Origin of the sequence: Stenotrophomonas sp. YIM B13575 (assembly GCF_042787595.1) — a bacterium.
In the GTDB taxonomy this organism is placed as follows: Bacteria; Pseudomonadota; Gammaproteobacteria; order Xanthomonadales; family Xanthomonadaceae; genus Stenotrophomonas; species Stenotrophomonas lactitubi_B.
In genome coordinates this window covers 14,378-39,516 of record NZ_JBHZOP010000033.1, presented here as the reverse complement: position 1 = coordinate 39,516, position 25,139 = coordinate 14,378, and the positions used below count along the sequence as shown (strand labels likewise).

Annotated in this window: 27 protein-coding genes; 16 read left to right on the top strand and 11 right to left on the bottom strand. The window is 67.5% G+C overall.

All coding sequences use genetic code 11. The features are described from left to right. Positions 1 to 169: 169 nt before the first annotated feature. From ACFX4F_RS07150 to coaBC, 3 genes are read right to left on the bottom strand one after another with little or no spacing between them, the layout of a single operon-like run. Positions 170 to 2,518 (bottom strand): phosphomannomutase/phosphoglucomutase, encoded by a 2,349-nt coding sequence (locus ACFX4F_RS07150; RefSeq protein ID WP_380653607.1) that lies wholly within the window; start codon positions 2,516 to 2,518, stop codon positions 170 to 172. Positions 2,519 to 2,530: 12 nt separating this feature from the next. Continuing rightward, positions 2,531 to 3,019: a dUTP diphosphatase gene (gene dut, locus ACFX4F_RS07145; protein ID WP_100461947.1), complete on the bottom strand. Its 489-nt coding sequence runs from the start codon at positions 3,017 to 3,019 to the stop codon at positions 2,531 to 2,533. Beyond that, entirely contained in the window at positions 3,016 to 4,278 is a 1,263-nt protein-coding gene (coaBC, locus tag ACFX4F_RS07140; RefSeq protein WP_100461946.1) for a bifunctional phosphopantothenoylcysteine decarboxylase/phosphopantothenate--cysteine ligase CoaBC, read from the bottom strand. Before coaBC ends, dut begins: the two co-directional genes overlap by 4 nt. A gap of 225 nt (positions 4,279 to 4,503) precedes the next feature. Between coaBC and ACFX4F_RS07135 the strand changes: the two genes are divergently transcribed. From ACFX4F_RS07135 to ACFX4F_RS07120, 4 genes are all read left to right on the top strand, one after another. Continuing rightward, positions 4,504 to 5,130 carry a response regulator gene (locus ACFX4F_RS07135; protein WP_380653602.1) on the top strand — a complete coding sequence of 209 codons (627 nt, stop codon included), beginning with the start codon at positions 4,504 to 4,506 and terminating at the stop codon, positions 5,128 to 5,130. A 71-nt stretch (positions 5,131 to 5,201) separates the two neighbouring features. After that, the gene (radC, locus tag ACFX4F_RS07130) at positions 5,202 to 5,906 is read left to right on the top strand and encodes a DNA repair protein RadC (protein ID WP_099819657.1); all 705 of its coding nucleotides are present in this window, start codon (positions 5,202 to 5,204) and stop codon (positions 5,904 to 5,906) included. Positions 5,907 to 6,022: 116 nt separating this feature from the next. Then, positions 6,023 to 7,711: an arginine--tRNA ligase gene (gene argS / locus ACFX4F_RS07125; protein ID WP_367786520.1), complete on the top strand. Its 1,689-nt coding sequence runs from the start codon at positions 6,023 to 6,025 to the stop codon at positions 7,709 to 7,711. A gap of 21 nt (positions 7,712 to 7,732) precedes the next feature. Beyond that, positions 7,733 to 8,626 carry an SPOR domain-containing protein gene (locus ACFX4F_RS07120; RefSeq protein ID WP_380653597.1) on the top strand — a complete coding sequence of 298 codons (894 nt, stop codon included), beginning with the start codon at positions 7,733 to 7,735 and terminating at the stop codon, positions 8,624 to 8,626. Positions 8,627 to 8,757: 131 nt separating this feature from the next. On the opposite strand, the gene ACFX4F_RS07115 is transcribed toward ACFX4F_RS07120, so the two are convergent. After that, positions 8,758 to 9,510: an SDR family NAD(P)-dependent oxidoreductase gene (locus ACFX4F_RS07115; RefSeq protein WP_100554492.1), complete on the bottom strand. Its 753-nt coding sequence runs from the start codon at positions 9,508 to 9,510 to the stop codon at positions 8,758 to 8,760. 88 nt (positions 9,511 to 9,598) lie between these two features. Next, a complete protein-coding gene (locus tag ACFX4F_RS07110; protein WP_380653593.1) occupies positions 9,599 to 10,093 on the bottom strand; it encodes a hypothetical protein in 495 nt (164 codons plus the stop codon). Between the two features lie 85 nt (positions 10,094 to 10,178). Here ACFX4F_RS07110 and ACFX4F_RS07105 point away from each other — a divergent pair, with 85 nt between their 5' ends. Then, positions 10,179 to 10,646: a DUF1456 family protein gene (locus ACFX4F_RS07105; protein ID WP_100554490.1), complete on the top strand. Its 468-nt coding sequence runs from the start codon at positions 10,179 to 10,181 to the stop codon at positions 10,644 to 10,646. Here ACFX4F_RS07105 and ACFX4F_RS07100 read toward each other — a convergent pair. Then, entirely contained in the window at positions 10,615 to 11,502 is an 888-nt protein-coding gene (locus ACFX4F_RS07100) for a LysR family transcriptional regulator (RefSeq protein WP_205405826.1), read from the bottom strand. The two genes, ACFX4F_RS07105 and ACFX4F_RS07100, sit on opposite strands and share 32 nt — an antisense overlap. A gap of 145 nt (positions 11,503 to 11,647) precedes the next feature. Here ACFX4F_RS07100 and ACFX4F_RS07095 point away from each other — a divergent pair, with 145 nt between their 5' ends. Continuing rightward, complete coding sequence (locus ACFX4F_RS07095; RefSeq protein WP_375070808.1) at positions 11,648 to 12,796, top strand: MFS transporter; 1,149 nt, start codon at positions 11,648 to 11,650, stop codon at positions 12,794 to 12,796. Here ACFX4F_RS07095 and ACFX4F_RS07090 read toward each other — a convergent pair. Further along, a complete protein-coding gene (locus ACFX4F_RS07090; RefSeq protein WP_380653589.1) occupies positions 12,793 to 13,491 on the bottom strand; it encodes a TorF family putative porin in 699 nt (232 codons plus the stop codon). The two genes, ACFX4F_RS07095 and ACFX4F_RS07090, sit on opposite strands and share 4 nt — an antisense overlap. A 165-nt stretch (positions 13,492 to 13,656) precedes the next feature. Here ACFX4F_RS07090 and ACFX4F_RS07085 point away from each other — a divergent pair, with 165 nt between their 5' ends. After that, the gene (locus tag ACFX4F_RS07085; RefSeq protein WP_251477525.1) at positions 13,657 to 14,046 is read left to right on the top strand and encodes a DUF6165 family protein; all 390 of its coding nucleotides are present in this window, start codon (positions 13,657 to 13,659) and stop codon (positions 14,044 to 14,046) included. 9 nt (positions 14,047 to 14,055) lie between these two features. Here the strand turns inward: ACFX4F_RS07085 and ACFX4F_RS07080 are convergent, their stop codons facing one another. Next, the gene (locus tag ACFX4F_RS07080) at positions 14,056 to 14,733 is read right to left on the bottom strand and encodes a response regulator (RefSeq protein ID WP_380653586.1); all 678 of its coding nucleotides are present in this window, start codon (positions 14,731 to 14,733) and stop codon (positions 14,056 to 14,058) included. A 190-nt stretch (positions 14,734 to 14,923) separates the two neighbouring features. Then, the gene (locus ACFX4F_RS07075) at positions 14,924 to 15,496 is read right to left on the bottom strand and encodes an Ax21 family protein (RefSeq protein ID WP_025878364.1); all 573 of its coding nucleotides are present in this window, start codon (positions 15,494 to 15,496) and stop codon (positions 14,924 to 14,926) included. Positions 15,497 to 15,774: 278 nt separating this feature from the next. On the opposite strand from ACFX4F_RS07075, the gene ACFX4F_RS07070 reads away from it, so the two are divergent. Beyond that, the gene (locus tag ACFX4F_RS07070) at positions 15,775 to 16,134 is read left to right on the top strand and encodes a DUF1428 domain-containing protein (protein WP_099819647.1); all 360 of its coding nucleotides are present in this window, start codon (positions 15,775 to 15,777) and stop codon (positions 16,132 to 16,134) included. Positions 16,135 to 16,149: 15 nt separating this feature from the next. Here the strand turns inward: ACFX4F_RS07070 and ACFX4F_RS07065 are convergent, their stop codons facing one another. Together ACFX4F_RS07065 and ACFX4F_RS07060 are read right to left on the bottom strand one after the other, a co-directional pair. Next, entirely contained in the window at positions 16,150 to 16,848 is a 699-nt protein-coding gene (locus ACFX4F_RS07065) for a hypothetical protein (protein ID WP_380653581.1), read from the bottom strand. A 137-nt stretch (positions 16,849 to 16,985) separates the two neighbouring features. Continuing rightward, complete coding sequence (locus tag ACFX4F_RS07060) at positions 16,986 to 17,900, bottom strand: histone (RefSeq protein ID WP_380653578.1); 915 nt, start codon at positions 17,898 to 17,900, stop codon at positions 16,986 to 16,988. A gap of 489 nt (positions 17,901 to 18,389) precedes the next feature. Here ACFX4F_RS07060 and ACFX4F_RS07055 point away from each other — a divergent pair, with 489 nt between their 5' ends. The 8 genes from ACFX4F_RS07055 (at position 18,390) to ACFX4F_RS07020 (ending at position 25,111) form a co-directional block, all read left to right on the top strand. Then, positions 18,390 to 19,823 (top strand): Do family serine endopeptidase, encoded by a 1,434-nt coding sequence (locus ACFX4F_RS07055; RefSeq protein ID WP_380653575.1) that lies wholly within the window; start codon positions 18,390 to 18,392, stop codon positions 19,821 to 19,823. Between the two features lie 102 nt (positions 19,824 to 19,925). Beyond that, positions 19,926 to 20,288 carry a hypothetical protein gene (locus ACFX4F_RS07050; protein WP_025878359.1) on the top strand — a complete coding sequence of 121 codons (363 nt, stop codon included), beginning with the start codon at positions 19,926 to 19,928 and terminating at the stop codon, positions 20,286 to 20,288. 8 nt (positions 20,289 to 20,296) lie between these two features. Then, positions 20,297 to 20,767, top strand: coding sequence for a phage holin family protein (locus ACFX4F_RS07045; protein WP_025878358.1), 471 nt, complete (start codon positions 20,297 to 20,299; stop codon positions 20,765 to 20,767). Then, entirely contained in the window at positions 20,764 to 21,207 is a 444-nt protein-coding gene (locus ACFX4F_RS07040) for a protein sip-5 (protein WP_205405816.1), read from the top strand. The genes ACFX4F_RS07045 and ACFX4F_RS07040 overlap by 4 nt, the downstream gene beginning before the upstream one ends. A gap of 67 nt (positions 21,208 to 21,274) precedes the next feature. Next, the gene (locus tag ACFX4F_RS07035) at positions 21,275 to 22,381 is read left to right on the top strand and encodes an AI-2E family transporter (RefSeq protein WP_380653570.1); all 1,107 of its coding nucleotides are present in this window, start codon (positions 21,275 to 21,277) and stop codon (positions 22,379 to 22,381) included. A 93-nt stretch (positions 22,382 to 22,474) separates the two neighbouring features. Next, positions 22,475 to 22,942 carry a hypothetical protein gene (locus ACFX4F_RS07030; RefSeq protein WP_346558826.1) on the top strand — a complete coding sequence of 156 codons (468 nt, stop codon included), beginning with the start codon at positions 22,475 to 22,477 and terminating at the stop codon, positions 22,940 to 22,942. A gap of 69 nt (positions 22,943 to 23,011) precedes the next feature. Then, on the top strand, positions 23,012 to 23,740 hold the full coding sequence (locus ACFX4F_RS07025; RefSeq protein ID WP_380653566.1) for an HAD family hydrolase: 729 nt from the start codon (positions 23,012 to 23,014) through the stop codon (positions 23,738 to 23,740). 3 nt (positions 23,741 to 23,743) lie between these two features. Then, positions 23,744 to 25,111, top strand: coding sequence for a leucyl aminopeptidase family protein (locus tag ACFX4F_RS07020; RefSeq protein ID WP_380653563.1), 1,368 nt, complete (start codon positions 23,744 to 23,746; stop codon positions 25,109 to 25,111). Positions 25,112 to 25,139: the final 28 nt, after the last annotated feature.

Sequence of the window (25,139 nt, the reverse complement as noted above, 5' to 3'; positions counted from 1 at the left end):
GGGTCCGGTTGCGGGGGCGTGAGCCGCATGGATGCGGCGACCGAGATTACATGGACGTACTTGCAGCGGCCCCCGCAACCGGACCCACCCCGCCATCCCACGAAATGCACGCTGTTGCTCCGGCTGTTGCCTTGGATTCGGCGGGTGCCGGGCGCAGCCCGGCACTGCCTCAGAATCCCAGCGGGGTGTCGCCCAGCACCGGCTGCAGCTGGCTGCGGAACAGCGCCTGGATGCGCTCCAGTGCCGCTTCGTCGTTGCCTTCGAAGCGCAGCACCAGCACCGGCGTGGTGTTGGACGCGCGCACCAGGCCCCAGCCGTCGGCGAAGTCCACCCGCAGGCCGTCGATGGTCGACAGGCGACCGCCGACATACGGATTGTCCGGCGACTGCGCAGCGGCCACCAGCATCGCCACCAGCGCATGCGGGGTTCCCTCGGCCACCGCCACCTTCAATTCCGGCGTTGCCACCATTTCCGGCAGTTCGGACAGCACCTCGTCAGGTTTTTCTTCGCGCTGGGCCAGTATCTCCAGCAGGCGCGCGGCGGCGTACAGGCCATCGTCGAAGCCGAACCAGCGTTCCTTGAAGAAGAAGTGGCCGCTCATCTCGCCCGCCAGTTCGGCGTCGGTCTCGCGCATCTTCGCCTTCATCAGCGAGTGCCCGGTCTTCCACATCAACGGGCTGCCGCCATTGCGCAGCACGTGATCGGACAACTTGCCGGTGCACTTCACGTCGTAGATCACCATCGCGCCCGGGTTGCGCATCAGCACATCGGCGGCGAACAGCATCAGCAGACGGTCGGCGTAGATGATCTTGCCTTCACCCGTGACCACGCCAAGGCGATCGCCATCACCATCGAACGCCACGCCGAGGTCGGCGCCGAAGCGCTTGACCGTCTGCACCAGATCTTCCAGGTTGGCCGGTTCGCTGGGATCGGGGTGGTGGTTGGGGAAGGTGCCGTCGACATCGCAGTACAACGGGATGACCTCGGCGCCGATCGCTTCCAGCAGCTGCGGCGCGAAGGCACCGGCCACGCCGTTGCCCGCGTCGGCGACGACCTTCAACGGGCGGTCCAGCTGCACATCATCGGCAATACGCTGGATGTAGTCGACGGCGACCTCGCGCTGCTGGTAGTCACCCGGTTCCGCGGCCTGCACCAGACGGCCTTCGACAATGCGCTGGTAAAGATCGGTGATCGCATCGCCGGAGAGGGTCTCACCACCGATGACGATCTTGAAACCGTTGTAGTCCGGCGGATTGTGGCTGCCGGTGACCGCTACACAGGTACCCGTGCGCAGATGGAAGGCCGCGAAATACACCACCGGGGTCGGCGCCAGGCCGATATCGATCACCGCACAGCCGGCACGCCGCAGGCCTTCGGCCAGACCGGCCGACAGTTCGGGCCCGGACAGGCGCCCGTCGCGACCGATCACGACCTCGCGCAGACCCTGCTCAAGGGCGACGGTGCCGATGGCCTGGCCGATCAGCGCGGCGGTACGCGCGGTCAGCTCGCTGCCGACCACGCCGCGGATGTCATAGGCGCGGAAGATGCCCGCAGCCAGTTCCTCGGCGGGAACCGGTGGCGGCGGCGGCGGCGCAGCCTCGGCCGCCGCCTCGCCGGGTACCGTTGGCGGGGCCATCTGCAGGCTTTCACGCAGGGTCGGGCCGTGATCGGCGTCGGCCACCGCGCTGCGCCGGCTCGGCAGCGGCAGTGACTTCGGCAGTCGGCCACGGCCTACCACCAGCAGTACCGCGATGAAGGCCAGCAGCAGGGCGACAATCGCACTGGCCAGGGCACCCAACCCGAGCGGGCCGGCTTCCACATTGGGCACGCCGGCGGCCAGTCGCAGCGGGGTTCCGGCTACCGGGCGCGCGATTGCTTCAGCGCTCTCGGACAGGCCGGTATCGCCCTGCGCCACAATGTTGTGTGCTCCCTGGCGCAGCGCCAGGAAACCGTTGCCGGGGGCCTGCACCTGGTCCAGCGGTGCGGTCAACCGCAGCAGCGGCTGGCGCACATACACCACCGCCGGCCCGACACCGGCCAGCTGTACCGGCGCGGCCAGGCCCAGGCGGTTGCCGCCGCCATCGCGGACCACGCGCAGGGTTGGCTTGCCGTCGGCCAGCGCCGATTCCAGCAGGGCCAGGCGTGCGTATCCAAAGGTGGCCGCATCGGCGTAGCCCGCGGCCAGGTCAGCGCCCAGCACCTCCACCTGCTCGACGCCGGTCCAGCTTTCCCGCAGCGCCAGCGCGGCGCCGGCGGCATCACCGGCCTGCAGCGCCTGCTGGACGCGGTCGCCCTTCAACTGCTGCTGCAGCTGCTGCAGCTGGCCGGCGGCGGCCTGCTGCAGCCCTTGCACAGCCTGGTCGCGCGCCTGTTCCAGCGCGTCCCCGCTGGCCGCCTGCCGCCACTGCTGTACCGCGCTCCAGCCGAACCAGCCAGCCAGCAGTACCAGCAGCACGCCCAGCAAGGGCGCGCTCCGTCCCAACGACTTTCCCCGTTGTGCTTCCCCGATGCCGCTCATCGATGTCCCCTGTCAACGCACCCCGGTATGGCCGAATCCACCCGTTCCCCGCACGCTGTCGGTGAAAGTATCCACCACCTGCAGGCTGACGCGGGCAATCGGCACGACCACCAGCTGCGCGATGCGATCGCCCGGCTCGATGGTGAAGGCCTCGCGGCCACGGTTCCAGACACTGATCAGCAGCGGCCCCTGGTAGTCGGCGTCGATCAGGCCGGTGCCGTTGCCGAGCACGATGCCATGGCGGTGGCCCAGGCCCGAACGCGGCAGGATCACCGCACACAGGTGCGGATCGGCGATATGGATGGCCAGCCCGCTGGGGACCAGTGCGGTATCGCCCGGCTGCAGGGTCAGCGCGGTTTCCAGCGCCGCGCGCAGATCCATGCCGGCGCTGGCTTCGGTGGCATAGGCCGGCAGCGGCCAGCTGTCGCCGAAGCGCGGGTCGAGCAGTTTGACCTGCAACGGTTGAGGGGAGAATCCGTGGGTGTTGCTTGCCTGGGTCATGCCTGAAGCCTCCGCGCGATCAGCGCCAGCAGTTGTTCGGCCAGCTCACGCTTGGAAGTAGCCGGGAATACCTGTTCGCCATCCTGCCAGAAGGCCGTGGCGGCGTTGTTGTCGCTTTCGAAACCGCCGCCGCTGATGCCCACCTGGTTGGCGATCACCAGGTCCAGGCGCTTGTCGACCAGCTTGCCGCGCGCATATTTCTCCACGTCGTGGGTCTCGGCGGCAAAGCCGACCACCAGCTTCAACGACTGCGTCTGCGCGGCAACCTCGGCGAGGATGTCCGGGGTGCGCACCAGCTCGATCACCAGCGACTGGCTGTCGGCGGTCTTCTTCAGCTTCTGCGCGGCCACCTGGCGCGGGGTGTAATCGGAAACGGCGGCAGCACCGATGTAGATGTCGGCCGGCAGCGCATTCAGTACCGCCTCGCGCATCTGCGCGGCAGAGCGCACATCGATGCGCTGCACGCCGGGCGGCGTCGGCAGCTGCACCGGCCCGCTGACCAGCACCACCTGGGCACCCAGCCCGGCGGCAGCGGCGGCCAGCGCGTAGCCCATCTTGCCGCTGCTGCGGTTGCCCACATAACGCACCGGATCGATGTCTTCATAGGTCGGGCCGGCGCTGATCAGCAGGCGCAGGCCCTGCAGCGCGCGCGTTTCCGGCGCCGCAGTGGCGGCAGCAGCAGTGCCATTGGCAGCCAGGGCGGCGACGATGTCGCCTGGCTCGGCCAAACGGCCAGGGCCGGACTCGCCTTCGGCCAGCGGTCCATCGACCGGACCGATCACCTGCGCGCCACGCTGGCGCAGCAGGGCGATATTGGCCTGGGTGGCCGGATGCAGCCACATCCGATGGTTCATCGCCGGGCACACGGTCAGCGGCGCGGTGCTGGCCAGGCACAGGGTGCTGACCAGGTCGTCGGCGTGGCCCTGGGCCAGGCGTGCCAGCAGGTCGGCGGTGCCCGGCGCGATCACGATGCGATCGGCCCAGCGTGCCAGTTCAATGTGGCCCATGGCCTGTTCGGCGGCGCTGTCCCACAGCGTGGTGCGGGTCGGCTGGCCGGAAAGGGCCTGGAAGCTGAGCGGCGTGACGAACTGCTGGGCGCCGGCCGTCATCGCCACCTGCACCAGCGCACCGGCATCACGCAGGCGTCGAACCAGCTCCAGGGCCTTGTAGGCCGCGATTCCGCCGCCGACACACAAGAGCAGTTTCTGGCCTTCCAGCGCGCGGATCCGCGTCGGGGAAGCGTTGGGAGAATCAGCCACCTGGAATTCCTGTGCAAACGAGGGCGTTAGCTTACCCGAAGGCCAGCAACGTCCCAGTGCACGCAGCACATAGCGGGCGGCTATCAGCACATGGACAGCCCCCCACGGAGTTTTCCGGGTTTGCTGCACGCCGTTTCGGAACTTTCCTATACCTCTTCGCGTTCCCGCTTTGCAGAATCGTCACTGGCCACCTCGGTGTGCCGTTCGATTTCCCAGGAGTTCCCCGTGCAACCGCGCATCATCATTGCCGACGACCATCCGGTCGTACTGCACGGCATCCGAATCGTGCTTGAGCGTCACCAGATGGATGTGGCCGGTGCCGCTTCCGACGGTGCCGGATTGCTGCAGCTGCTGCTGCAGCAGCCCTGCCACGCCGTACTCACCGACCTGTCCATGCCCGGCCCCGGCCCGGACGGTCCCGCACTGCTGGCCGTGCTGCGCCAACGCCATCCCGACCTTCCCGTGGTGGTGCTGACCGGGGCCCGGCACCCGGGCCTGCTCGATGGCCTGCTACGCGATGGCGTACACGGCCTGGTCGACAAGAGCGCCGACTTCGCCGAACTACCGCAGGCCCTGCATGCCGCCATGGCGGGGCAGGTGTTCGTTTCCGATCAGCTGCGGCGCCACCTGCAGGCCCGCGATCTGCTGTTTCCGCATCCACCGGCTGCGTTGTCGACACGCGAACTGGAAGTGCTGCAACTGCTGACCGACGGCCTGAACATCAATGCCATCGCCGACCGCAGCGGTCGCAGCCCGAAGACGATCAGCCGGCAGAAGGCCGAAGCCATGCGCAAGCTTGGCCTGCAGAGCAACCAGGAGCTGTACGACTACCTGCAGACCCGGCGCGACTGAGGACTTGGCCGACCCACAGATGTGGCAAGGGCTTATGGGAGCGGTCGACGAGGATCGCCATGATGGGTGCCATGCCCATCCATGAATGGCCCGAAGAAGAGCGTCCCCGCGAAAAGCTGCTGGCCCGCGGGCCCACGTCGCTGTCCGATGCCGAACTGCTGGCCCTGTTTCTAGGTTCCGGCTTTGGCGGCCGGGACGCGGTGCAGACCGCGCGCGACCTGTTGCTCGCCCACGGTCCCCTGCGGGTGCTGCTGGACCGCCCCGCCCGCGAACTGTCGAAACTGCCCGGGTTGGGGCCGGCGCGCAGCTGCACGCTGGCCGCAGGGCTGGAACTGGCCCACCGCTACCTGGCCGCTGAACTGCAGCAGGGCGAAGCGGTCGGCAACAATCCCGTGACCGTCGGCCGCTACCTGCAGCACCGTCTGCGCGGGCAGGCCCGGGAGCTGTTCGTGGTCCTGTTCCTGGACAACCGCCACCGCCTGATCGCCTGCGAGGAACTGTTCGCCGGCACCATCAACGCAGCCCCGGTCTACCCCCGCGAAGTGGTGCGCAGAGCCCTGCTGCACAACGCCGCCGCGGTCATTCTCAGCCATAACCACCCCTCCGGGGACCCGGAACCCTCGGCCGCCGACGCACAGATCACCGAAGAGCTGCAGCGGGCCCTCGCCCTGGTCGACATCCGCCTGCTGGACCACTTCGTGGTGGGCGAGGGGCGTCCCGTTTCGTTTGCTGAACGAGGCCTTCTACCACCGCTGCAGGCCCGCCTGGTCGGATGAGCCCCCGGCAGCAGCCGGCGGCCAGACCTGCCCTGGCAGGCAGGCCCCGGTCAGCGTTGGGGCCGGCATCTGCGCTAAAATGGCCGATTCCGCCGCTCATTCTCACAGCAGGCCTCGTGAAAAATCTCCTCCGCGCCCTGATCAGCCAAGGCATCGAAGCCTTGCGCGCCAATGGCACCCTGCCCGTCGACTCCCTGCCGCCGGACTTCGTGGTCGAGCGCCCGAAGACCCGCGACCATGGCGACTTCGCCACCAACGCCGCGATGCTGCTGGCCAAAGCCGCGCGCAGCAATCCGCGCGCAGTGGCACAGGCGCTGGTCGAGGCGCTGCCGCGCAGCGAAGACGTCAGCAAGGTCGAGATCGCCGGCCCCGGTTTCATCAATTTCCACCTGGCACCGGCCGCGTACCAGCGTGAAGCCGTCACCGTGATCAAGGAAGGCGCCGATTACGGCCGCAACCTGTCCGGCAATGGCCGCACGGTGGGCGTGGAGTATGTGTCGGCCAACCCGACCGGTCCGCTGCATGTCGGCCACGGCCGCGCTGCGGCCATCGGCGACTGCGTGGCACGCGTGCTCGATGCCAACGGCTGGAACGCCAAGCGCGAGTTCTACTACAACGATGCCGGCGTGCAGATCGAGAATCTGGCGCTGTCGACCCAGGCCCGGGTGAAGGGCATCGCTCCGGACCAGGAAGGCTGGCCGGAGGGCGGCTATCGCGGCGACTACATCGCCGACGTGGCCCGCGCCTACATGTCCGGCGCCAGCGTCGACCTGGAAGGCACCCTGGTGGTCGGTGCCAAGGACCCGGACGACATGCAGGCGATCCGTCGCTTCGCCGTGGCCTACCTGCGCAACGAGCAGAACCTGGACCTGGCCGCGTTCGGCGTGGATTTCGACATCTACTTCCTGGAAAGCTCGCTGTACGCCGATGGCAAGGTGGCCGAGGCGGTGGCCAAGCTGCAGGCGTCCGGCCATACCTATGAAGAAGGCGGCGCGCTGTGGCTGCGCAGCACCGACTTCGGTGACGACAAGGACCGCGTCATGCGCAAGTCCGACGGCACCTTCACCTACTTCGTGCCGGACGTGGCCTACCACCTGTCGAAGTGGCAGCGCGGCTACGAGCGCGCGATCACCGAGCTGGGCGCGGACCACCACGGTTCGCTGGCGCGCGTGCGTGCCGGCCTGCAGGCGATGGAAGTGGGCATCCCGCAGGGCTGGCCGGAATACGTGCTGCACCAGATGGTGACCGTCATGCGCGGCGGCGAGGAAGTGAAGCTGTCCAAGCGTGCCGGCAGCTACTTCACCCTGCGCGACCTGATCGAAGAAGCCGGCCGCGATGCCACCCGCTGGTTCCTGATCGCGCGCAAGCCCGATTCGCAGCTGACCTTCGACATCGACCTGGCCCGCCAGCAGAGCAACGACAACCCGGTGTTCTACGTGCAGTACGCCCATGCCCGCGTCTGCAGCCTGCTGCGCCAGGCGCAGGAGAAGGGTCTGGTCTACGAACAGGGTACCGGCCTGTCCAACCTGGGCCGTCTGGCGGATGACGCATCGCTGGCCCTGATGAACGAGATCTCGCGTTATCCGGAAGTGGTGGAAGCGGCCGGCGTGGCGCTGGAGCCGCACCTGGTCGCGCAGTACCTGCGCGAATTGGCGCACGCGTTCCACACGTGGTATCACGGGACGCCGGTACTGGTGGACGACGCGACCGATCGCAATGCCAAGTTGACCCTGGCCTGCGCAGCGCGCCAGGTACTGGCCAACGGCCTCGACCTCCTGGGCGTTTCCGCCCCGGAAAAAATGTAAGTCTCAGGAGACGCAGTAGACATGGCAGCACGACGCGGCAAGACACAGGCTCGGCGCAACAGCAGCCAAGGCACGCCCGGATGGGTGTGGCTGGTTGCCGGCGTGGCGATCGCCGCCGTGGTGTTCCTGGCGGCGCCGAACCTGTTCAAGGGCGAGGGTGATGGCTTCCTGCGCGCCGGTCCGCAGCCGAACCCGAACGCGCAGCCGGCGCCGGTGGCCGATGGCGAAAGCGATGTCGGCACCCAGCCGGCCACGCAGCCGGCCACGCCGAAACCGGCCGAACCGGAAAAGCCTGCCGCCACCCAGTACGACTTCTACACCCTGCTGCCGGGCAAGGAAGTTGAAATGTCCGACGCCGAACTGGCCGCCAGCGCGCGTGCCGAAGACCAGCGCCGGGCCAAGGCCGAAGCGCAGCGCGCGCAGGCCGCACTGGAAGGCAAGCCGGTGCCGGCGGTTGCGGCCGCCGCACCTGCGGCGACGGCGAGCGTTGCCAGCACCGCGCCGGTGACCGCCGCCAGCCGTCCGCTGCCGACCCCGGTAAGTGAACGCCCGGCAGCAGCGACGCCGGCAGCCGGCACCACTGCGCCGGCCAGCACCAGCACCGTTGCCGCCGCTCCTGCGGCACGCAGCGAAGCCGCGCCGGCCGCCGCCAGCGCTGCGGCAGCCCCGGCACCGGCCGACAATGCCCGCTACATCCTGCAGGCAGGTGCATTCGGCGCTTCCGGTGATGCTGAAGCGACCAAGGCCAAGCTGGCGATGATGGGCCTGGCTGCACGCGTTGAGTCGGCGCAGATCAACGGCAAGACCGTGTACCGCGTGCGCATGGGGCCCTATGGCAGCGCCGGTGAGCTTTCCGAAGCCAAGCAGAAGCTGGATGGCACCGGCCTGCAGGCGATGGCGATCAAGGCGCAGTAAGTCTGCAGGCATGAATGAAAAGCCGGGCGTTGCCCGGCTTTTTTTTGCCTGTAGAGCCGAGCCCACGCTCGGCTGATCGCCCATCAAGCCGAGCATCGGCTCGGCTCTACAGAACGCATCCAGGGCGCGGATCAGCCCTCGCGGGCAACCTGGAAGCCGGCGAACGACTGGCTGACCGGCATCAGTTCCAGGCGATTGATGTTCAGGTGCGGCGGCAGGCTCGCTACCCAGAAGATCTGCTCGGCGATGTCCTCGGCGGTCATCGGATTGGCGCCGGTGTACAGCTTGTCCGAGGCGACCTGGTCGCCATGGGTGCGGACCACGGTGAACTCGGTTTCGGCCATGCCCGGCTCGATGGTGGTCACCCGTACGCCGGTACCGTGCAGGTCCGAGCGCAGGCCCAGCGAGAACTGGCTGACGAAGGCCTTGGTGCCGCCATAGGCGTTGCCGCCCGGATACGGATAGACACCGGCCACCGACGAAATGTTGATGATGGCGCCCTTGCGCTCCACCAGCTGCGGCAACAGGCGATGGGTCAGGGTGACCAGCGCGGTGATGTTGGTGTCGATCATCGTCGTCCAGTCCTTCAGGCTGGCGCTCTGCGCCGGCGCGGTGCCCTGGGCGAGACCGGCATTGTTGACCAGCAGGTCGATGTCGCCGAAGGCCGGCGGCAGGGCCAGCAGCGCCGCTTCCATCGCGACCGGATCACGCACGTCGAACACGGCCGCGTGCACCACCTCCTTGCCGTAGCGCTCGACCAGCGGCTGCAGGCGTTCGCTGCGACGGCCGGTGGCGATCACTTTCCAGCCCGCCTGGGCGAAGCGGTGGACGGCAGCGGCGCCGAAGCCGGAAGTGGCGCCGGTAATCAGGACGGTTCGGGTCATCAGACAACTCCGTGGGAAACCAGACCGCCATTCTGGCACCGTCGGTCCACGGCTGCGTTGCCTGATCGGCCCGCTGCGGTGCGCGCGGTCAGCGCAGGCGGAACACGCGTGCCTTCGGCAGGTCTTCGTCAACCTGCAGGAACCAGCGCCCGGCGATACCCGGGATCACTTCGATCTGCGGCGCCTGCAGGGTCTTGCGCAGCTTCATCTGGCCCTTCATCACCTGCCACTGCTGGCCGTTGTCGAGGGTGAACACCGTGCCCGGCTCCCAGCCCGCAACGTCGCCGACCACGCGGGCACTGACCGGGCCCTCTTCCAGGCCCAGGTGCATCGCCGCCGGGGCGGGAACGTTGGCCGGCAACGGTGCGACGGGGCTGGCGGCAACCGGTGCGCGCATGGGGACAGGCGCAGATGCCTCTGCCTCGCGCAGCAAGCGGTTCAGGGTCTGCAGCTGGGTCGCGTCCAGGCCCACTTCGGCCAGCTGGGCCGCGCTGAGACGCTGCTCCACGGGTACGTAGCGGTCCTGGGCGGTGGCGGCAAAGCTGCTGGCGACCAGCAGAAGGGAGAGGAGGTACCGGCGCATCGAAGGGAATCCCTGCAGAACAGCGCTCACGATGCTGCAATCCGGTGACAGTCCGGTTACAGCCGCCGGGCCGGTACAATGGGCCATGATCAATAACGATGTGCTGCGCAGCGTGCGCTACTCCCTGGACCTCGGCGACCACCACGTGGTGACCCTGTGCCAGATGGCCGATCCGGCGTTCGAGGTGGATGTCGAGCAGGCCAAGGCCTGGCTGCTGCGTGAAGACGAGCCGGGCTTCCAGCCGATGAGCGACAGTGCGCTGGCGCACTTCCTCGATGGCCTGATCCTGCACCTGCGCGGCCAGGATGAGGGCCAGGCGCCGCGCACGGTGGAAACCCGCATCGACAACAACCTGGTGCTGAAGAAGCTGCGCGTGGCCTTCCAGCTGCGCGACGTCGACATGATGGAGATCTTCACCAGCATCGGCTTCACTGTCTCCAAATCCGAACTCGGCGCGCTGTTCCGCCAGCCCGGCCACAAGAACTATCGGCGCTGCCTGGACCAGATGCTGCGCAACTTCCTCAAGGGCCTGAGCCTGCGCCTGCGCGGCTGAGCACGGCATCGACGAAGGCGCGTGCGGCTGGCGTCGGCAGGCGCTGCCAGACCAGATGTACGCGCCGGGTCGGGGTCGGTTGCAGAGGCACCTGCACCACCCCTTCGAAATCGTCGGCGATCAGCACCGGCACGATCCCCACCGCCAGGCCGTGGCGGACGAAGCGCTCGACCAGTTCCATCAGGTTGACCTCGAAACGCACCTGATGCGGCAGGCCCGCTGCGGCGAACGCATCATCGGTCTGCCGGCGCGCGCCGGTACCCCGCGGAAAATCGACCAGGGCTTCATCCTGCAGCGCCGCCAACGGCAATCGCTGGCGCGTGGCCAGCCGATGCTTCGGCGCCAGCACGGCCACCAGATCCTCTTCCTGCAGCATGTGGTGGCAGACGCCTTCAAGATCGGCCGACGGTGCCAGCCCCACCAGCGCCACGTCCAATGCACGTGACTGCACCTGCTCCAGCAGGGTCTCGCTCTTGTCCACCCGCAACTGGAATTCGACCTGCGGGTGCTGCTGCTGGAAGGCCGCCAGCAACGCCACCACGTCGATGCCGGTCAGCGACGATATCTGCCCGATCGCCAGCAGCCCGCGCACCTCACCACTGACGGCAGCGACGTCGGCACGCAGGTGGCGCAGGCTGGCCAGCACCTGCCGCGCGTGCACCAGCAACGCTTCGCCCGCGGCCGTAGCGCGCACCTGGCGCGGCAGTCGCTCGAACAACACGGTGTCCAGCTCCTGCTCCAGATGGGCGATCTGGTGGCTCAAGGCGGACTGCACCACGTGGCAGCGCGCGGCCGCACGGGTGAAGTTGCCCTCTTCAGCCAGGGCCACGGCGAATTCGAGCTGCTTGAGGTTCACGCCTGTATCTCAATTCCAGATGACAGGGATGATGATGATTCATTTCCATCATGCCTGCAGCAGGCGGACACTGTGCTGCCCTGCTTCAACGGAACATCGCGTGTCCCCTTCCCTTCCTCCCCTGCAGCGCTGGCAGATCCTGCTGATGGCGGTCGCCACCGGCGTCGCGGTAGCCAGCAACTACTACGCGCAGCCATTGCTGCATACCATCGCCGATGCCTTCGGCGTGCCGTTCGGCCAGGTCGGCATGGTGGTCACCGCTGCCCAGTTGAGCTACGCCGCCGGCCTCATCCTGCTGGTGCCGTTGGGTGATCTGTTCGAGCGCCGCCGGCTGATCGTGGTGATGACGTTGTTGTCGGCCAGCGGACTGGTGATCAGCGCGTGCGCGCCGTCGTTGCCGTGGCTGCTGGCCGGGACCGCGATCACCGGGTTGTTCTCGGTGGTGGCGCAGGTACTGGTGCCGTTCGCCGCCACCCTGGCCGCACCGGAGCATCGCGGCCGCGTGGTCGGCACCCTGATGAGCGGACTGCTGCTGGGCATCCTGCTGGCACGCACCGTGGCCGGGCTGCTGTCGAGCCTGGGCGACTGGCGCCTGGTCTATGCGATCGCCGCTGGTACGCTGGTGCTGACCGCACTGGCCCTGCAGCGTGGATTGCCGCGCTTCCACCACACCGCCGGGCTGGGCTATTTCGCGTTGCTGCGCTCGATCGGCACGCTGTTCCTGCAGGAACCGGTGCTGCGCCAGCGCACACTGCTCGGCGCATGCAGCTTTGCGATGTTCGCGATCTTCTGGACGCCGTTGGCCTTCCTGCTGGCGCAGCCGCCCTATGCCTACAGCGACGCCACCATCGGCCTGTTCGGGCTGGTCGGTGCCGCCGGTACCCTGGCCGCGGGTCTGGCCGGGCGCATGTCCGACCGTGGCCAGAGCGGCCGGGCCACGGCCATTGCGCTGGTGCTGTTGCTGCTGTCCTGGCTGCCGCTGGGGCTGTCGGCGCACTCGCTGCTGGCGCTGCTGGTCGGCGTGGTGGTGCTGGACCTGGCCGCGCAGCTGCTGCATGTCAGCAACCAGAACCTGATCTACGCGCTGCAGCCGGAGGCCCGCAACCGCCTCAATGCCGGTTACATGACCGGCTACTTCATCGGCGGCTCGCTGGGCTCGCTGCTGTCGGCGCAGGTCTACCAGCGCTTCGGCTGGACCGGTGTGTGCGTGGCCGGTACCGCGGTGGCGGTACTGGCCCTGCTGGTGTGGCTGCCCTCTGCCTGGCGCACCCGCCAGGCAGCATCGGCCGACTAGAAGCTGCCCTGCAGCGCCAGCTCCCAGCGTCCACCGGCATTACCCGGGAACAGCCGCTTGGCGGCGCTGTCGGTGTCATGCACGGTGGCGCGCAGTTCCCAAGCCGGCGTCAACGTGGCGATGGCACTGAGCTGGCCATGCAGGTAGTCCGGCCCCTGCGCGGTGGCCAGCCAGTACTGCCCCACCGCCGCTTCCAGGCGCACGCGCTCGTTCAGCGGCACCCTCACGCCCAGCTGCGCGTAGGTGCCGCGATGGCCACCGGCCAGGGCATCGTTGGAGTGGGCAACCTGCAGCCAGGCGCGTTGCTTCCAGGTGGTGGTGACATTGAGTTCGGTCCAGTCCAGTGCGCGACCGGTACCCGGATAGACATAACGGGTGAGGTTCGCATCCAGGCTCCAGTCCGGCGACAGTGCGCCCGACCAGCCGGCGACGAGATCGAACTCGCTGCGTGCACCATTGTCCGGCGTGAACGAGACATTCGAGCCCCATGCGCTGGCATACCAGCCCGAACCCACCGTCACCTTTGCCCCCACCTGCGCGGCCGGATCGCCGTCGCTCTGCGAGCTGCCGCGCCAGACATAGTCGCTGGTCAATGCCGCCGTGCCACTCACCTGCACCTGCGCCTGCACGCTGCCGGCGCACAGCAGCCCCGCCAGTGCGGCCGCGCTGGCCACGATCATCCCCTTGCTCTTCACTGCACTCACTTCCTCGTCGAAGGCGGTCGGTCCGCCGGGACGGCAGTGTCGACGGCATGGCCGTAACGGTTCGATGGCGATGCCGCCGCGCCAGCGCAAATTCAGCGTAAATCCGCGCCGCAACGAGCGCGGTATCATGCAGGCCTATTTCCAGGAACCAACCACGTGGACGCCATCCTGACCCCGGTATCGATCGGCGAGCTGATCGACAAGATCACCATTCTCGAGATCAAGGCCGAGCGCATCGACGATGCGACCAAGCTGGCCAACGTGCGCACCGAACTTGATGGCCTGCTGCCGCTGCTGCAGCAGCAGCTTGCCGCACAGCCGGCACTGGCCGCGCTGAAGACGCAGCTGAAGGCCATCAACGAGCGCATGTGGGAGATCCAGGACCAGCTGCGCGACAAGGAAGCGGCGCAGGTGTTCGACGAGGCGTTCATCCAGCTGGCGCGCGGCGTGTATGGCACCAACGGCGAACGCGTGCAGGTGAAGAACGAGATCAACCGTGTCGCCGGGTCGGCGCTGGTCGAGGAAAAGCAGTACCAGGGCGAGTAAGCGCGCCCGTCAGCCACACTCCAGCAGGTGGCGGATGCGGAACAGTTCGACATCGCTGCGGATGCCCAGCTTCTGGTAGGCCGCTTTCTTCTGCGTGCTGATGGTGCTGGCCGAGCGCTGGAAGCGCCGCGCCACTTCACCGGTGCTGCAGCCTTGCAGCAGCAGCCCCAGCACTTCGCGTTCACGCCGGCTCAGTGGCGTCAGGCTGGGCGCCGACATGCGCCGCGAGCGTGATCGATTCAGCTGCGTGCGCAGATCCGGGGGCACGAAACGCCCCCCGCGGGCCACCACGTCCACCGCGCGCAGCAGCATTTCCGGCGTGGTCGCCTTGGACAGGAAGCCGCGTGCACCGGCCTGCATCGTCGTGGCCACGGTGCTGGCATTGCAGTGTGCCGACAGCACCAGTATCGGCACGCTGGGCCAGCGCCGGGACAACCCGCGCAGCAGCTGCAGGCCGTCGCCAAGATCGCCCAGCGGCAGCGCATCGATCAGCAGCAGGTCAACGCTGCCCGGTTCGCTCTCCAGCAGTTCCAACAGGTCACGTTCGTTGGCGTAGCTGCCGCGCACGTGCACGCCGCTGTGCTGGCGCAGCAACACCTCCACCCCCAGCCGCAGCACCGGATGCGGATCCAGCAGTGCCAGGCGGCGCGGCCGATCGGGGAGCAGCGGTGGGAGGACGGGCGGCATCGCGGTGTATCCGGCAGCACGGGATATCCACCGTAGGCCGCCACTGGCTGTGGCGGAATCCAATTCATTGCAATGCAACATGACGCCCGCATCGCAGTCAGACTCTGTTCTGATTCCCCACAACGCAACAGGCCCGGCAATGCCGGGCCTGTTGCAGCACGAACAGCGCGCGGGCGCGCCGTAGATGCAATTACCAGCTGAAGCGCGGGCCGACGGTGTATTCCTTGTCGCCGTGGCGGTTCATCTTCAGCTCGCCGTTCAGGCCCCAGTTCTGGTTCAGCTTGACCTGACCACCCAGACGGCCGTACCACTGGCTGTCGATGTCGACGCCGTGCTTCTTCGAATAGTCTTCGTAACCGACCAGGCCGTAGACCTCAGCGTGGGCGCCGAACGCGGTACGGATACCGGCTTCAGCGCTGTAGCCGTTGAAATCCAGGCCGTGCTTCTGGTCGAACTTCTGGTAGGCGACGCGGGCAACGAAGTCGGTCGACGGAGCGATTTCGACGTTGTAGCCGGCACCGACCTTCCACTGGTCAACCTTGATGTTGGTGTGGTCGACTTCCTGGCGGCTGTATTCGCCGAACGCGTGGAAGTTCGGCAGGAAGCCGTAGGAACCCTTCACGCCCCAGCCATCAGCCTTGATGCCGTCAACGTCGGTCTTGGCGTAATCAGCCTCAGCGTAGTTGTAGGACAGGTTCTCGGCGGCCGAAGCGGTGAACGGCAGGGCAGCGGCCAGAGCCAGAGCAATCAGCGAATTCTTCATGGGGGTACACCTTTACTTTCTTATGGTGTGCAGCAGCGCCAGGGCGCCATCGCATCGGGAATGTAAATTCTCCGTTATTCGCCACAACGCTCCCTGAAAACAGCGGTCTTCGCATTGCTGAATTTTTTGCATTGATTCAGCAAGGCTCAGGCATACGCGCGCGGTACGCGCACGCGCTTCGATTCAACGGTGCAGCAATCGATGTCGATTTTCCGCGCCCTGAAGCGTCGACTCATTGAAGGCCGTGCACCTGGCATGGTCCATTCCGGAGGCAAGCGATGAGCTACATCGATGGTTTCGTTCTGGCAGTGCCGACCGCCAACAAGGAGAAGTTCCTCGCCCATGCACGTGCAGGTGATCCCGTTTTCATCGAATACGGCGCGCTGCGCGTGGTCGAGTGCTGGGGCAATGACGTGCCGCACGGCAAGACCACCGACTTCTTTGGCGCGGTGAAAGCCACGGCGGAGGAAACGGTGGTGTTTTCCTGGATCGAGTGGCCGGACAAGGCCACCCGCGATGCAGGCATGCAGAAGATGATGGAAGACCCGCGGTTGGACCCGACGAAGAATCCCATGCCGTTCGACGGTGCGCGGATGATCTACGGCGGATTCGAGCCGATCTTCGAACTCAAGCGCTGACCCCGGCGGGCGTCCTCAGCGGGTGCCCGCTTCATCCTCGCCGGCCGCATGGCCGGCACCCAGCGCAGCACCCGCGCCAACACCCAGCCCGCCCATTCCGGCGCCCATGCCGCCGCCGCCACCGCCAACGCCACCGGTGCGACCTCCCTTGCCTTCGCCTTCGTTGCGGCCCTTGCCACTTCCGCCCCCGCTGCCCGCAGGGCGGGTGGGCCCTTGGCGCGGGATCTCCAGGTCGGCCGGCACCGGCGCAAGGTCCAGCGCCTCGCGGACGAAGTCGCGCAGCGAGATCACCAGTTCGTGTGTGTGCACCGGCCGCCCCTGCGCCAGTTCGCTGGCCGCGCGCGCAGCCAGTCGTACCTGCTCGTCGGTGCCCAGCAGCAGGATGTCCGACAACGCCGCTTCAACCGCATCGCGGATGCGCCGGGCCCGATCCGAGCCCGGCTCGGTGATGCCTTCTTCATGGGCGCGCTGGCGCAGGTCGCGCAGATGGGCCGGGTCGACCCCCAGCTCACCGGTGAAGGAACCCCCCAGCGTCTTGTAGGCCGCCATCAGGGTACGCAGCCGCTCGTTGATCTGGCGGTTCTCGCGTTCGCGGCGCTGCTGCAGGGTCTGCATCACCAGCAGGCGGATACCCACGCCAAGCAGGGTGATCAGGACCAACCCGGCCAGGGTGGACAGCACGCCCTGCCAGGAACTGAAATCGATACCGCGCATGGTCAGGGCTCCTGCGGAAGAGCTTCATCTTGCCCCAGCCTGCTGCCGCAGATCCACGCCAAGCGCGGATGAGCGCCCCCGAAAACGCAGAAGGCCCTCCCGCCCAATGAGCGGAAGGGCCTTCGAACCACGCGCGATTACTTGCGCTTGGCAGCCTTGCGCACGGCCTTCTTGGCCGGAGCCTTCTTGGCCACGGCCTTCTTCAGCGGTGCAGCCTTCTTGGCCACGGTCTTGCGGGTAGCGGCGACCTTCTTGCCGACAACCTTCTTGGCGACGGCGGTCTTCTTGCCGACGACCTTCTTGGCAGCAGCGGTCTTCTTGCCGACAACTTTCTTGGCAGCGGCGGTTTTCTTGCCGACGACCTTCTTGGCAGCGACGGTCTTCTTGCCGACAACCTTCTTGGCAGCGACGGTCTTCTTGCCGGCGACCTTCTTGGCAGCGACGGTCTTCTTGGCCACAGCCTTCTTGGCGGTCGCGACCTTCTTGCCGACAACCTTCTTGGCGGCGACGGTCTTCTTGGCGACAGCCTTCTTGGCGGTCGCGACCTTCTTGCCGACAACCTTTTTGGCAGCAGCGGTCTTCTTGGCAACAGCCTTCTTGGCGGTCGCAACCTTCTTGGTGGCGGCCTTCTTCACGGTGGCGACCTTCTTGCCGGCAGCCTTGGTGGTCTTCTTGGCAGCAGCAGCCTTCTTGGTCACGGTCTTGCCGGCAGCCGCCTTCTTCTTGGCCACTTCCTTCTTCAGGGCAGCCGCTTCGGCCTTGGCGTTCTTCTTGGCCGCTTCCAGCTTCTTCTTGGCGTTGGCAACGGTCTTGCCGACCGACTTGGCGGCCTTCTCGGCCTTCTTGGCAACGGTCTTCTCGACCTTGGCCACGACCTTCTTGGCCTTGGCGACGCGGGTGGTGGCAGCCTTGCTGGCGCGCTTGACGGTCTTCTTGACCGACTTCACTGCGTCTTCGGCGGCGTGGGCGATGGTCTCGCCGACGTTGGTGGCGGTTTCTTTCACGTTCTCGACGGCGTCGGTCACGACCGACACACCATTACCGTTGCTCATGTTGCCCTCCTAGGGGCCTGGATTGTCAAAACGGGGCGATGCTATACCGACAATGGCTATCGTGGAACGGGCACGGCCGGTCAATCGCATCCGGTGCGACGCAACTGGTGTAAGCGATGACGGCGGCTGACGCGCCGCGCAGTCAGGAAATCCCTTTTTTTAAGCAGTGTGCTGCGCCGCCTGCCTGCTGCCGGCATGCCGATACAGGCACTGGCCGCCGCAACACGTCCGCGCAGCAATGAGCGTCATTGCAAGGTCAGGATGCGCGGAACTGCGCAAGTGTCGCGGTGTGTCATGCCGCTGTCGGCCTGCCTTGCGGCGCTCGCGCGCGGCTGTCGCGAACAGCGGTATGACGCGCGCGCCACCTTTCCGGCGCCCTCGGCACGGGTCGGATTTTCATGGGGCATTTATCCAGATCGCGACACACTCATTCAGCTTGTTCTACCGTATGCGTCAACGGCCCCCATCCCAGCCTGCGAACCGACTCCCATGCGACCGCTTCCCACCCTGCTTACGCTCGCAATCGCTGCTGCCTTCGGCGGCTTCGTTGCCACTGGCCTCAACGCGCACCTGGACAACCGTGCCGATGCCGCTCCGCTGTCGGCGGTACTGCCCACCACCGCAGCGCTGCCGGCATCGGTCGCCGGGCAGGCGGTGCCATCGCTTGCGCCGATGCTGGAAAAAGCCATGCCGGCGGTGGTCAGCGTCAACACCAAGCAGGTGGTGCGGGTACGCAACCCGTTCTTCAACGACCCGTTCTTCCGCCGCCTGTTCCCGGACATTCCGCAGGAGCGGATCAACGAATCGCTCGGTTCGGGTGTCATCATCGATGCCACCGAAGGCCTGGTGCTGACCAACCACCACGTCATCGACAACGCCGATGACGTGCAGGTGACACTGGCCGACGGGCGCACGGTCAAGGCCGAATTCCTCGGCTCGGACCGCGACACCGACATCGCGCTGATCCGCATTCCGGCGCAGAACCTGACCGACATCAAGCTGGGCAACAGCGACCAGCTGCGGGTCGGCGACTTCGTGGTCGCCATCGGCAATCCGTTCGGTTTCAGCCAGACGGTCACCTCGGGCATCGTCTCGGCGGTGGGCCGCAGTGGCATCCGCGGGCTGGGCTACCAGAACTTCATCCAGACCGATGCATCGATCAACCCGGGCAATTCCGGTGGCGCACTGGTCAACCTGCAGGGCCAGCTGGTGGGCATCAACACCGCCAGCTTCAACCCGCAGGGCAGCATGGCCGGCAACATCGGCCTGGGCCTGGCGATTCCGTCGAACCTGGCCCGCAGCGTGGTCGACCAGCTGGTCAAGCATGGCGTGGTGGTGCGCGGCACGCTGGGCATCGAAAGCCAGAACCTGAGCGCGCAGATCGCGCAGGGCCTGGGCCTGGGCGAAACCCGTGGCGCACTGGTGACCCGCGTGCTGGCCGGTTCGGCCGGTGCCGCCGCAGGGCTGAAGCCGGGCGACGTGGTGGTCTCGGCCAACGGCCAGCGGGTGGACAGTGCCGAAGCACTGCACAACGTGGAAGGCCTGGCGGCGGTGGGCAGCGTGCTGACCCTGGACGTTCGCCGCGAAGGCAAGCCGCTGCAGATCAAGGCCACGCTGAAGGAACAGGCGCGCGTGGTCAGCGGCGAGAGCCTGGACCCGCGCCTGACCGGTGCCAGCTTCGTCGACCTGCCCGAATCGCTGCGCCAGTCCGGCGTAGGCGGCGTGCTGGTCAGCGAGGTCAAGCGCGGCAGCCGCGCGGCGACCAATGGCCTGCAGCAGGGCGACATCATCACCGATGCCACGGTTGGCGAATTCGCCGACCTGGCCAGCTGGCGCGCCAATTTCCAGCAGCGCCCGCCGACCCTGGTGCTGCGCGTGCTGCGTAACAATGGCCAACAGCAGGGCCAGTTGGTGATGCGGTGATCGCCTGGCCGTAACGCCCCCTATACCCCCGTGATGCTATCTCTGTATGTCCAGGTCGGCTGAGCCGATCGCCCGTTCCCCCATCGCAACAGGAGTGATTCGATGAGCCCCACCAATACCGAAAACCTGAAGGACCACCTGGGTGAAGCCGGTTCCCACCTGAAGCAGGCCGCCAGCGCTGCCGGCGGTGCGATCAAGGGCGCTACCGGTGCCGCGACCGACGAACTGCGCATCGGCAAGGCCAACGTCAAGGCTGAACTGTCCGACAGCGCGCTGTCGGGCCTGGCTGCCGCCGAGTTCGGTGGTGCCGCCGCCAAGGAACAGGTCGACGCACTGATGGACAAGGGCAAGGACCTGATCGACAGCGCCGCTGAACTGATCCGCGAACGTCCGCTGGCCTCGTTCGGCGTGGCCTTCGCTACCGGCTGGATCATCGCCAAGCTGGCCCGCGGCAGCGACAAGTAAGCTGCGGCGTGAGCGAAGACACCACGCAACGTCCGGATCCGGCGGCGACGCCGCCGTTGGACGAGAGCATCCGCCAGGTCGGCGCTGCCGGCCGGGCGACCGCCGATTCGGCCAAGCACTCGCTGCGTTCGCTGCGCCGGTTGGCGTCGGCGGACTTCGCGCTTGCACGCAGTGCGTTCGGGCGTGCGTTGGCCTGGGCCGGCGTCGCCATCGTATTCGGCGCCTCGGCCTGGTTGTTGCTGGCCGCCACCCTGATCGCCCTGCTGCAGAGCTTCGGCCTGAGCTGGCTGCAGGCACTGCTGATCACCTCGTTGCTGAGCCTGGCCGTCACCGGCTATGCGATCTGGCGCGTGTCGTACTTCTTCCACCACACCGGCATGCACGCCACCCGGCGCCAGTTGTCCCGGTTGGGCCTGTTCGATGAGCCCACCGATGATGATCCCGATGCCGGCGTGCAGATTCCGGAGGGCAAGCCATGAAGTTCGGTGCACTGCAGCGGCGGGTAAAGCGCTGCGAACAGGTGATGGCCGTGCGCATCGGCGAGACCCAGGACAACTGGGGCGTGCTCAGCCAGGTCTGGCGACAGGGCTGGTCGCCACTGCGCATCGTGCTGGTCGGCCTGGCCGGCGGTTTCATTGCCGGCAAGCTGGAGGTTCCAGGCAAGGTCAACGGTGCGCGTTGGCTGCAGATGGTGGGTTCGGTCTCCAGCCTGTTCGCCAGCGCACAGGCCGCGTTTGCCACCGTGGTGGCGGCGCAGGCGGCGGAAACCGCAGACGATGCCGCCGACCAGGCGGATGAGGCCACCGAGCAGCCGGCGCCCGCAGCTGCACGGCCGGCAGCGCAGCCGGCGCCCACGGTGGACACCGAGCTGCGTGGGCCGCGTCCGGCCGAAGCGGCCACCGAGATGTCCGAACGTTGATGATTCTTACCCGCCGCGTTGATCGCGGCGGGTCGATAATGGGCTTCTTTTCCCGGTCGGTACGTCGATGAGCGAGTCCCTGTTGTCCCCGTCGTCGCCTGCGCCGGACGCCCCCGCACCGCTGCCTCCCGCCTCGCGCCCACGTGGCCCGATGTCGCTGGTCATACTGGCGACCCTGGCCGTGGCGTTCACCCTGTGGGCGGCACAGGACATCATCCTGCCGGTGCTGCTGGCGATGTTCTTCGCCCTGGTCGGCAACCCGATCCTGCGCCTGCTGCAGAAGCTGTGGATTCCACGTGCGCTCGGCGCCCTGCTGGTGCTGGGCGCCGGACTGGGCGTGACCGGCGCCTTGGCGGTGCAGCTGATCGGCCCGGCGATGGACTGGGCACAGGAAGCACCGGAGCAGCTGCGCAAGGTCGCGCGCCAGGTGCAGGACCTGACCAAGCCGGTGCAGCAGGCCAACCAGGCGGCGGAAAATTTCGCGCGCGTGGCCGGTGGCGACGGCAACCGCAAGGTGCAGGTGATCCGCACCCAGCTGGACGATCCGTACCGCATGCTCACCCGCGCGCCGCGGCTGGCCGCCTCGGTGCTGGCCGTCGTGCTGCTGACATTGTTCTTCATGATCTACGGCCAGAGCCTGCAGCGTGCGGCGATCGCCCTGTTCCCGAACCGGCAGCAGCAGCGCTTCACCAGCGACATCCTGCGCTCGATCGAGCATGAGGTATCGCGCTACGTATTGACCATCAGCGTGATCAACACCGTGGTCGGCCTGCTGTTGGCCGGTGTGCTGATGCTGCTGGGCATCGGCCTGCAGGAGGCCCTGCTGTGGGGCACCGTGGCGGCGCTGCTGAATTTCGCCCCGTATGTCGGCCCGTTGCTCGGCGTCGCGTTGATGCTGCTGATGGGCTTCGTCGAGTTCCGCGACCCGCTGCAGGCGCTGCTGCCTGCGGCCGCCTACCTGACCCTGCATACCCTGGAAGGGCAGCTGGTGACGCCGATCGTGCTTGGCCGGCAGATGAAACTGTCACCGCTGGTGCTGATCCTGGCGCTGATGGTGTTCGGCTGGGCCTGGGGCATGATCGGCCTGCTGCTGGCGGTGCCACTGCTGGTCTGCATCAAGCTGGTGCTGGCACGACTGGAGGGCATGCAGGGCTGGGCGCGCTTGCTGGAGTGAGCGGGCCAGGGCCGTGATCGCGCCGATGGCAGGGCCGGAAACCAGGGCAGAACTGGCAGAATAGTCCCCCTTTTTTCGGATGGATCCGTTCGGATGACCTCGTTCGCCACACGCTGCCTCGCCCTTGCCTGCCTTGCCACCCCTGCTTTCGCCGCGACGCCGCCGGCAATCGAGCAGGCGCGTGCCCAGCTGGTCGAAGCGGTCACCTGCCAGCGCCACCTCAGCCCCAAGCAGTTCGAAACGATCGCCCAGTTGCTGGCGCCGCCGCCGCTGCGGGCGGAAAATGGGGAATCCAGCGGTGAGTTCCTGTTGACCACGCCGCTGATGGTGCTGGGCCAGCCAGTGAACCGCCTGCAGGCGTACGACGGCGACAGCGGCGAGGATGGTGTCGACAGTTTCACCGCGTACTTCAGCACCGCCAGCGTCGAACAGATCGCGGCACTGGCGAAGCTGTCCGACCCGGTGGCGGGCAGCTACACGCGGGAAGTAGGCCGGCACAACCTGGATGTGCGGCGGTTCGACGGCCAGACCACCATCAGCTGCTCCTACGACCTGCGCTGACGCACCCTGCAGTGCCCCCCTGCCCGTCGCGCGCATGAAAGCGCGCGCGGGCAGGCGTAGAATGGCGGGGTGAAATTCCCTGTCCTTGCCATCACCCTCGACCTCGACGATACGCTGTGGCCGTTCGCTCCGATCGGCGCCCGCATCGACCAGGTCCTGTTCGACTGGATGCGTGAACACAGCCCCGCCACCGCCGCGATGTATCCGGTGGCGGCCATGCGCGAACTGCGCGAGCGCTCGTTCCGCGACAACCCCCACCTGCATTTCGACCTGAGCGCGCTGCGCCGGCTGACGATCCAGGAGGCGCTGGAAAACAGTGGCGCCAGCCTGGACCTTCTGGAACCGGCGTATGAAGTGTTCTATGCCGCGCGCAACCAGGTGGAGTGCTACCCCGATGCGCTGGATGCTCTGGCGCGGATCGCCGCGCGGGTGCCGGTGGCCGCGTTGAGCAACGGCAACGCCGACCTGGAACGGATCGGCCTGGCCCATCACTTCAGCTTCCAGCTGGGCGCGCGCGAGCATGGCGCGGCCAAGCCCGAAGCGAGCATTTTCCACGCCGCCTGCGATTGCCTGGGCGTCGCCCCGGCGCAGGTGCTGCACGTGGGCGACCACGTCGAGATGGATGTGGCCGGCGCGATGGCTGCCGGCCTGCGCGGCTGCTGGATCAACCGCGAAGCGGCCACCTGGAACCATCCGCAGCTGCAGCCTGACCTGCAGTTCGACACCCTCACCGGCCTGGCCGATTGGCTCGATGCCAACCTCGACGCCGCCGACGCTGACGCATCCCGGAGTACCTGACGCATGAGCGAGATCACTGGTTTTACCGCCGACACCACCGCCGCGCTGCCGTTGCACGTGCTGGACCGCAGCCAGTTCGAGGCGTGGAAGAACAGCCAGTCCGCCGCGACCCAGGCGTGGTTGAAGTCGCAGGGCTTCACTGCCGGCGCGCATTCGGTTGCCCTGTTGCCCGGCGCCGATGGCCTGGCGGGCGCGGTGATCGGTGTCGGCGATCGTGCCGATGCCTACAGCTACGCCCATGCACCGCATGCCCTGCCGGAAGGCAGCGTGTGGCAGCTGGCCAGCGAACTGCCGGCTGCCGAACAGGCGCTGCTGCAGCTGGGCTGGGGCCTGGGCAGCTACCGCTTCGACCGCTACCGCAAGCGCAACCGTACGCCGGCCCAGCTGGTTGCCGCACCGACCGGCGAGGTGGCCGACCTGATCGCCGCCAGCCTGCGCGTGCGTGACTGGGTCAACACCCCCACCGAAGACATGGGCCCGCAGCAACTGGAAGACGCCGCGCGTGCACTGGCTGAAGCGCATGGCGCGCAGGTGGAAGCAATCACCGGCGATGAGCTGCTGAAGCAGAACTTCCCGGCCATCCATGCCGTGGGCCGTGCCTCGCACCGCGCGCCGCGGCTGATCGTGCTGCGCTGGGGCAAGGAGACGGACCCGGCGCTGGCGCTGGTCGGCAAGGGCGTGTGCTTCGATACCGGCGGCCTGGACATCAAGCCGGCTGATGGCATGCGCAACATGAAGAAGGACATGGGCGGCGCCGCCCACGCGCTGGCACTGGCCGGGCTGGTGATGGCCCAGCAGTTGCCGGTGCGCCTGACCCTGCTGGTACCGGCGGTGGAAAACGCGATCGGCCCGGATGCGTTCCGTCCGGGCGAAGTGATCGCCACCCGCAAGGGCCTGAGCGTGGAGATCGACAACACCGACGCCGAAGGCCGGGTGATCCTGTGCGACGCGCTGACCTTCGCCGGTGAGCAGAAGCCGGACCTGGTGCTGGACTTCGCCACCCTGACCGGCGCGGCGCGCATCGCGCTGGGCCCGGATCTGCCGGCGCTGTTCAGCAACGATGACACGCTCGCCCAGCAGTGGCTGCAGGCTGGCGACGCCACCCGCGACCCGGTCTGGCGCATGCCGCTGTGGCGCCCCTACCTGCGTTACCTGAGCAGCGGCATCGCCGACCTGGCCAACGCCGGTTCGCGCATGGCCGGCTCGGTGACCGCCGCGCTGTACCTGGAACGCTTCCTGGAAGATGGCCAGCGCTGGGCACATCTGGACGTGTACGCCTGGAACGACGGCGAGCGCCCGGGCCGCCCGGCCGGTGGCGAAGCCCTCGCCCTGCGTTCGGCCTGGGCGATGCTGAAAGCGCGTTACGCCTGATGCAACCGCCGGGCATGGCCCGGCGCTA

Bases quoted from the DNA above. Each gene is read 5' to 3' on its own strand.
- ACFX4F_RS07030 (WP_346558826.1), top strand. From the start codon at position 22,475: ATGACCTCGTTCGCCACACGCTGCCTCGCCCTTGCCTGCCTTGCCACC.
- ACFX4F_RS07110 (WP_380653593.1), bottom strand. From the start codon at position 10,093: ATGCGCCGGTACCTCCTCTCCCTTCTGCTGGTCGCCAGCAGCTTTGCC.
- dut (WP_100461947.1), bottom strand. From the start codon at position 3,019: ATGACCCAGGCAAGCAACACCCACGGATTCTCCCCTCAACCGTTGCAG.
- ACFX4F_RS07020 (WP_380653563.1), top strand. From the start codon at position 23,744: ATGAGCGAGATCACTGGTTTTACCGCCGACACCACCGCCGCGCTGCCG.
- ACFX4F_RS07065 (WP_380653581.1), bottom strand. From the start codon at position 16,848: ATGCGCGGTATCGATTTCAGTTCCTGGCAGGGCGTGCTGTCCACCCTG.
- ACFX4F_RS07105 (WP_100554490.1), top strand. From the start codon at position 10,179: ATGATCAATAACGATGTGCTGCGCAGCGTGCGCTACTCCCTGGACCTC.
- ACFX4F_RS07150 (WP_380653607.1), bottom strand. From the start codon at position 2,518: ATGAGCGGCATCGGGGAAGCACAACGGGGAAAGTCGTTGGGACGGAGC.
- ACFX4F_RS07095 (WP_375070808.1), top strand. From the start codon at position 11,648: ATGGCGGTCGCCACCGGCGTCGCGGTAGCCAGCAACTACTACGCGCAG.
- radC (WP_099819657.1), top strand. From the start codon at position 5,202: ATGCCCATCCATGAATGGCCCGAAGAAGAGCGTCCCCGCGAAAAGCTG.
- ACFX4F_RS07070 (WP_099819647.1), top strand. From the start codon at position 15,775: ATGAGCTACATCGATGGTTTCGTTCTGGCAGTGCCGACCGCCAACAAG.
- ACFX4F_RS07035 (WP_380653570.1), top strand. From the start codon at position 21,275: ATGAGCGAGTCCCTGTTGTCCCCGTCGTCGCCTGCGCCGGACGCCCCC.
- ACFX4F_RS07080 (WP_380653586.1), bottom strand. From the start codon at position 14,733: ATGCCGCCCGTCCTCCCACCGCTGCTCCCCGATCGGCCGCGCCGCCTG.
- ACFX4F_RS07120 (WP_380653597.1), top strand. From the start codon at position 7,733: ATGGCAGCACGACGCGGCAAGACACAGGCTCGGCGCAACAGCAGCCAA.
- ACFX4F_RS07055 (WP_380653575.1), top strand. From the start codon at position 18,390: ATGCGACCGCTTCCCACCCTGCTTACGCTCGCAATCGCTGCTGCCTTC.
- ACFX4F_RS07040 (WP_205405816.1), top strand. From the start codon at position 20,764: ATGAAGTTCGGTGCACTGCAGCGGCGGGTAAAGCGCTGCGAACAGGTG.
- ACFX4F_RS07050 (WP_025878359.1), top strand. From the start codon at position 19,926: ATGAGCCCCACCAATACCGAAAACCTGAAGGACCACCTGGGTGAAGCC.
- ACFX4F_RS07060 (WP_380653578.1), bottom strand. From the start codon at position 17,900: ATGAGCAACGGTAATGGTGTGTCGGTCGTGACCGACGCCGTCGAGAAC.
- ACFX4F_RS07075 (WP_025878364.1), bottom strand. From the start codon at position 15,496: ATGAAGAATTCGCTGATTGCTCTGGCTCTGGCCGCTGCCCTGCCGTTC.
- ACFX4F_RS07115 (WP_100554492.1), bottom strand. From the start codon at position 9,510: ATGACCCGAACCGTCCTGATTACCGGCGCCACTTCCGGCTTCGGCGCC.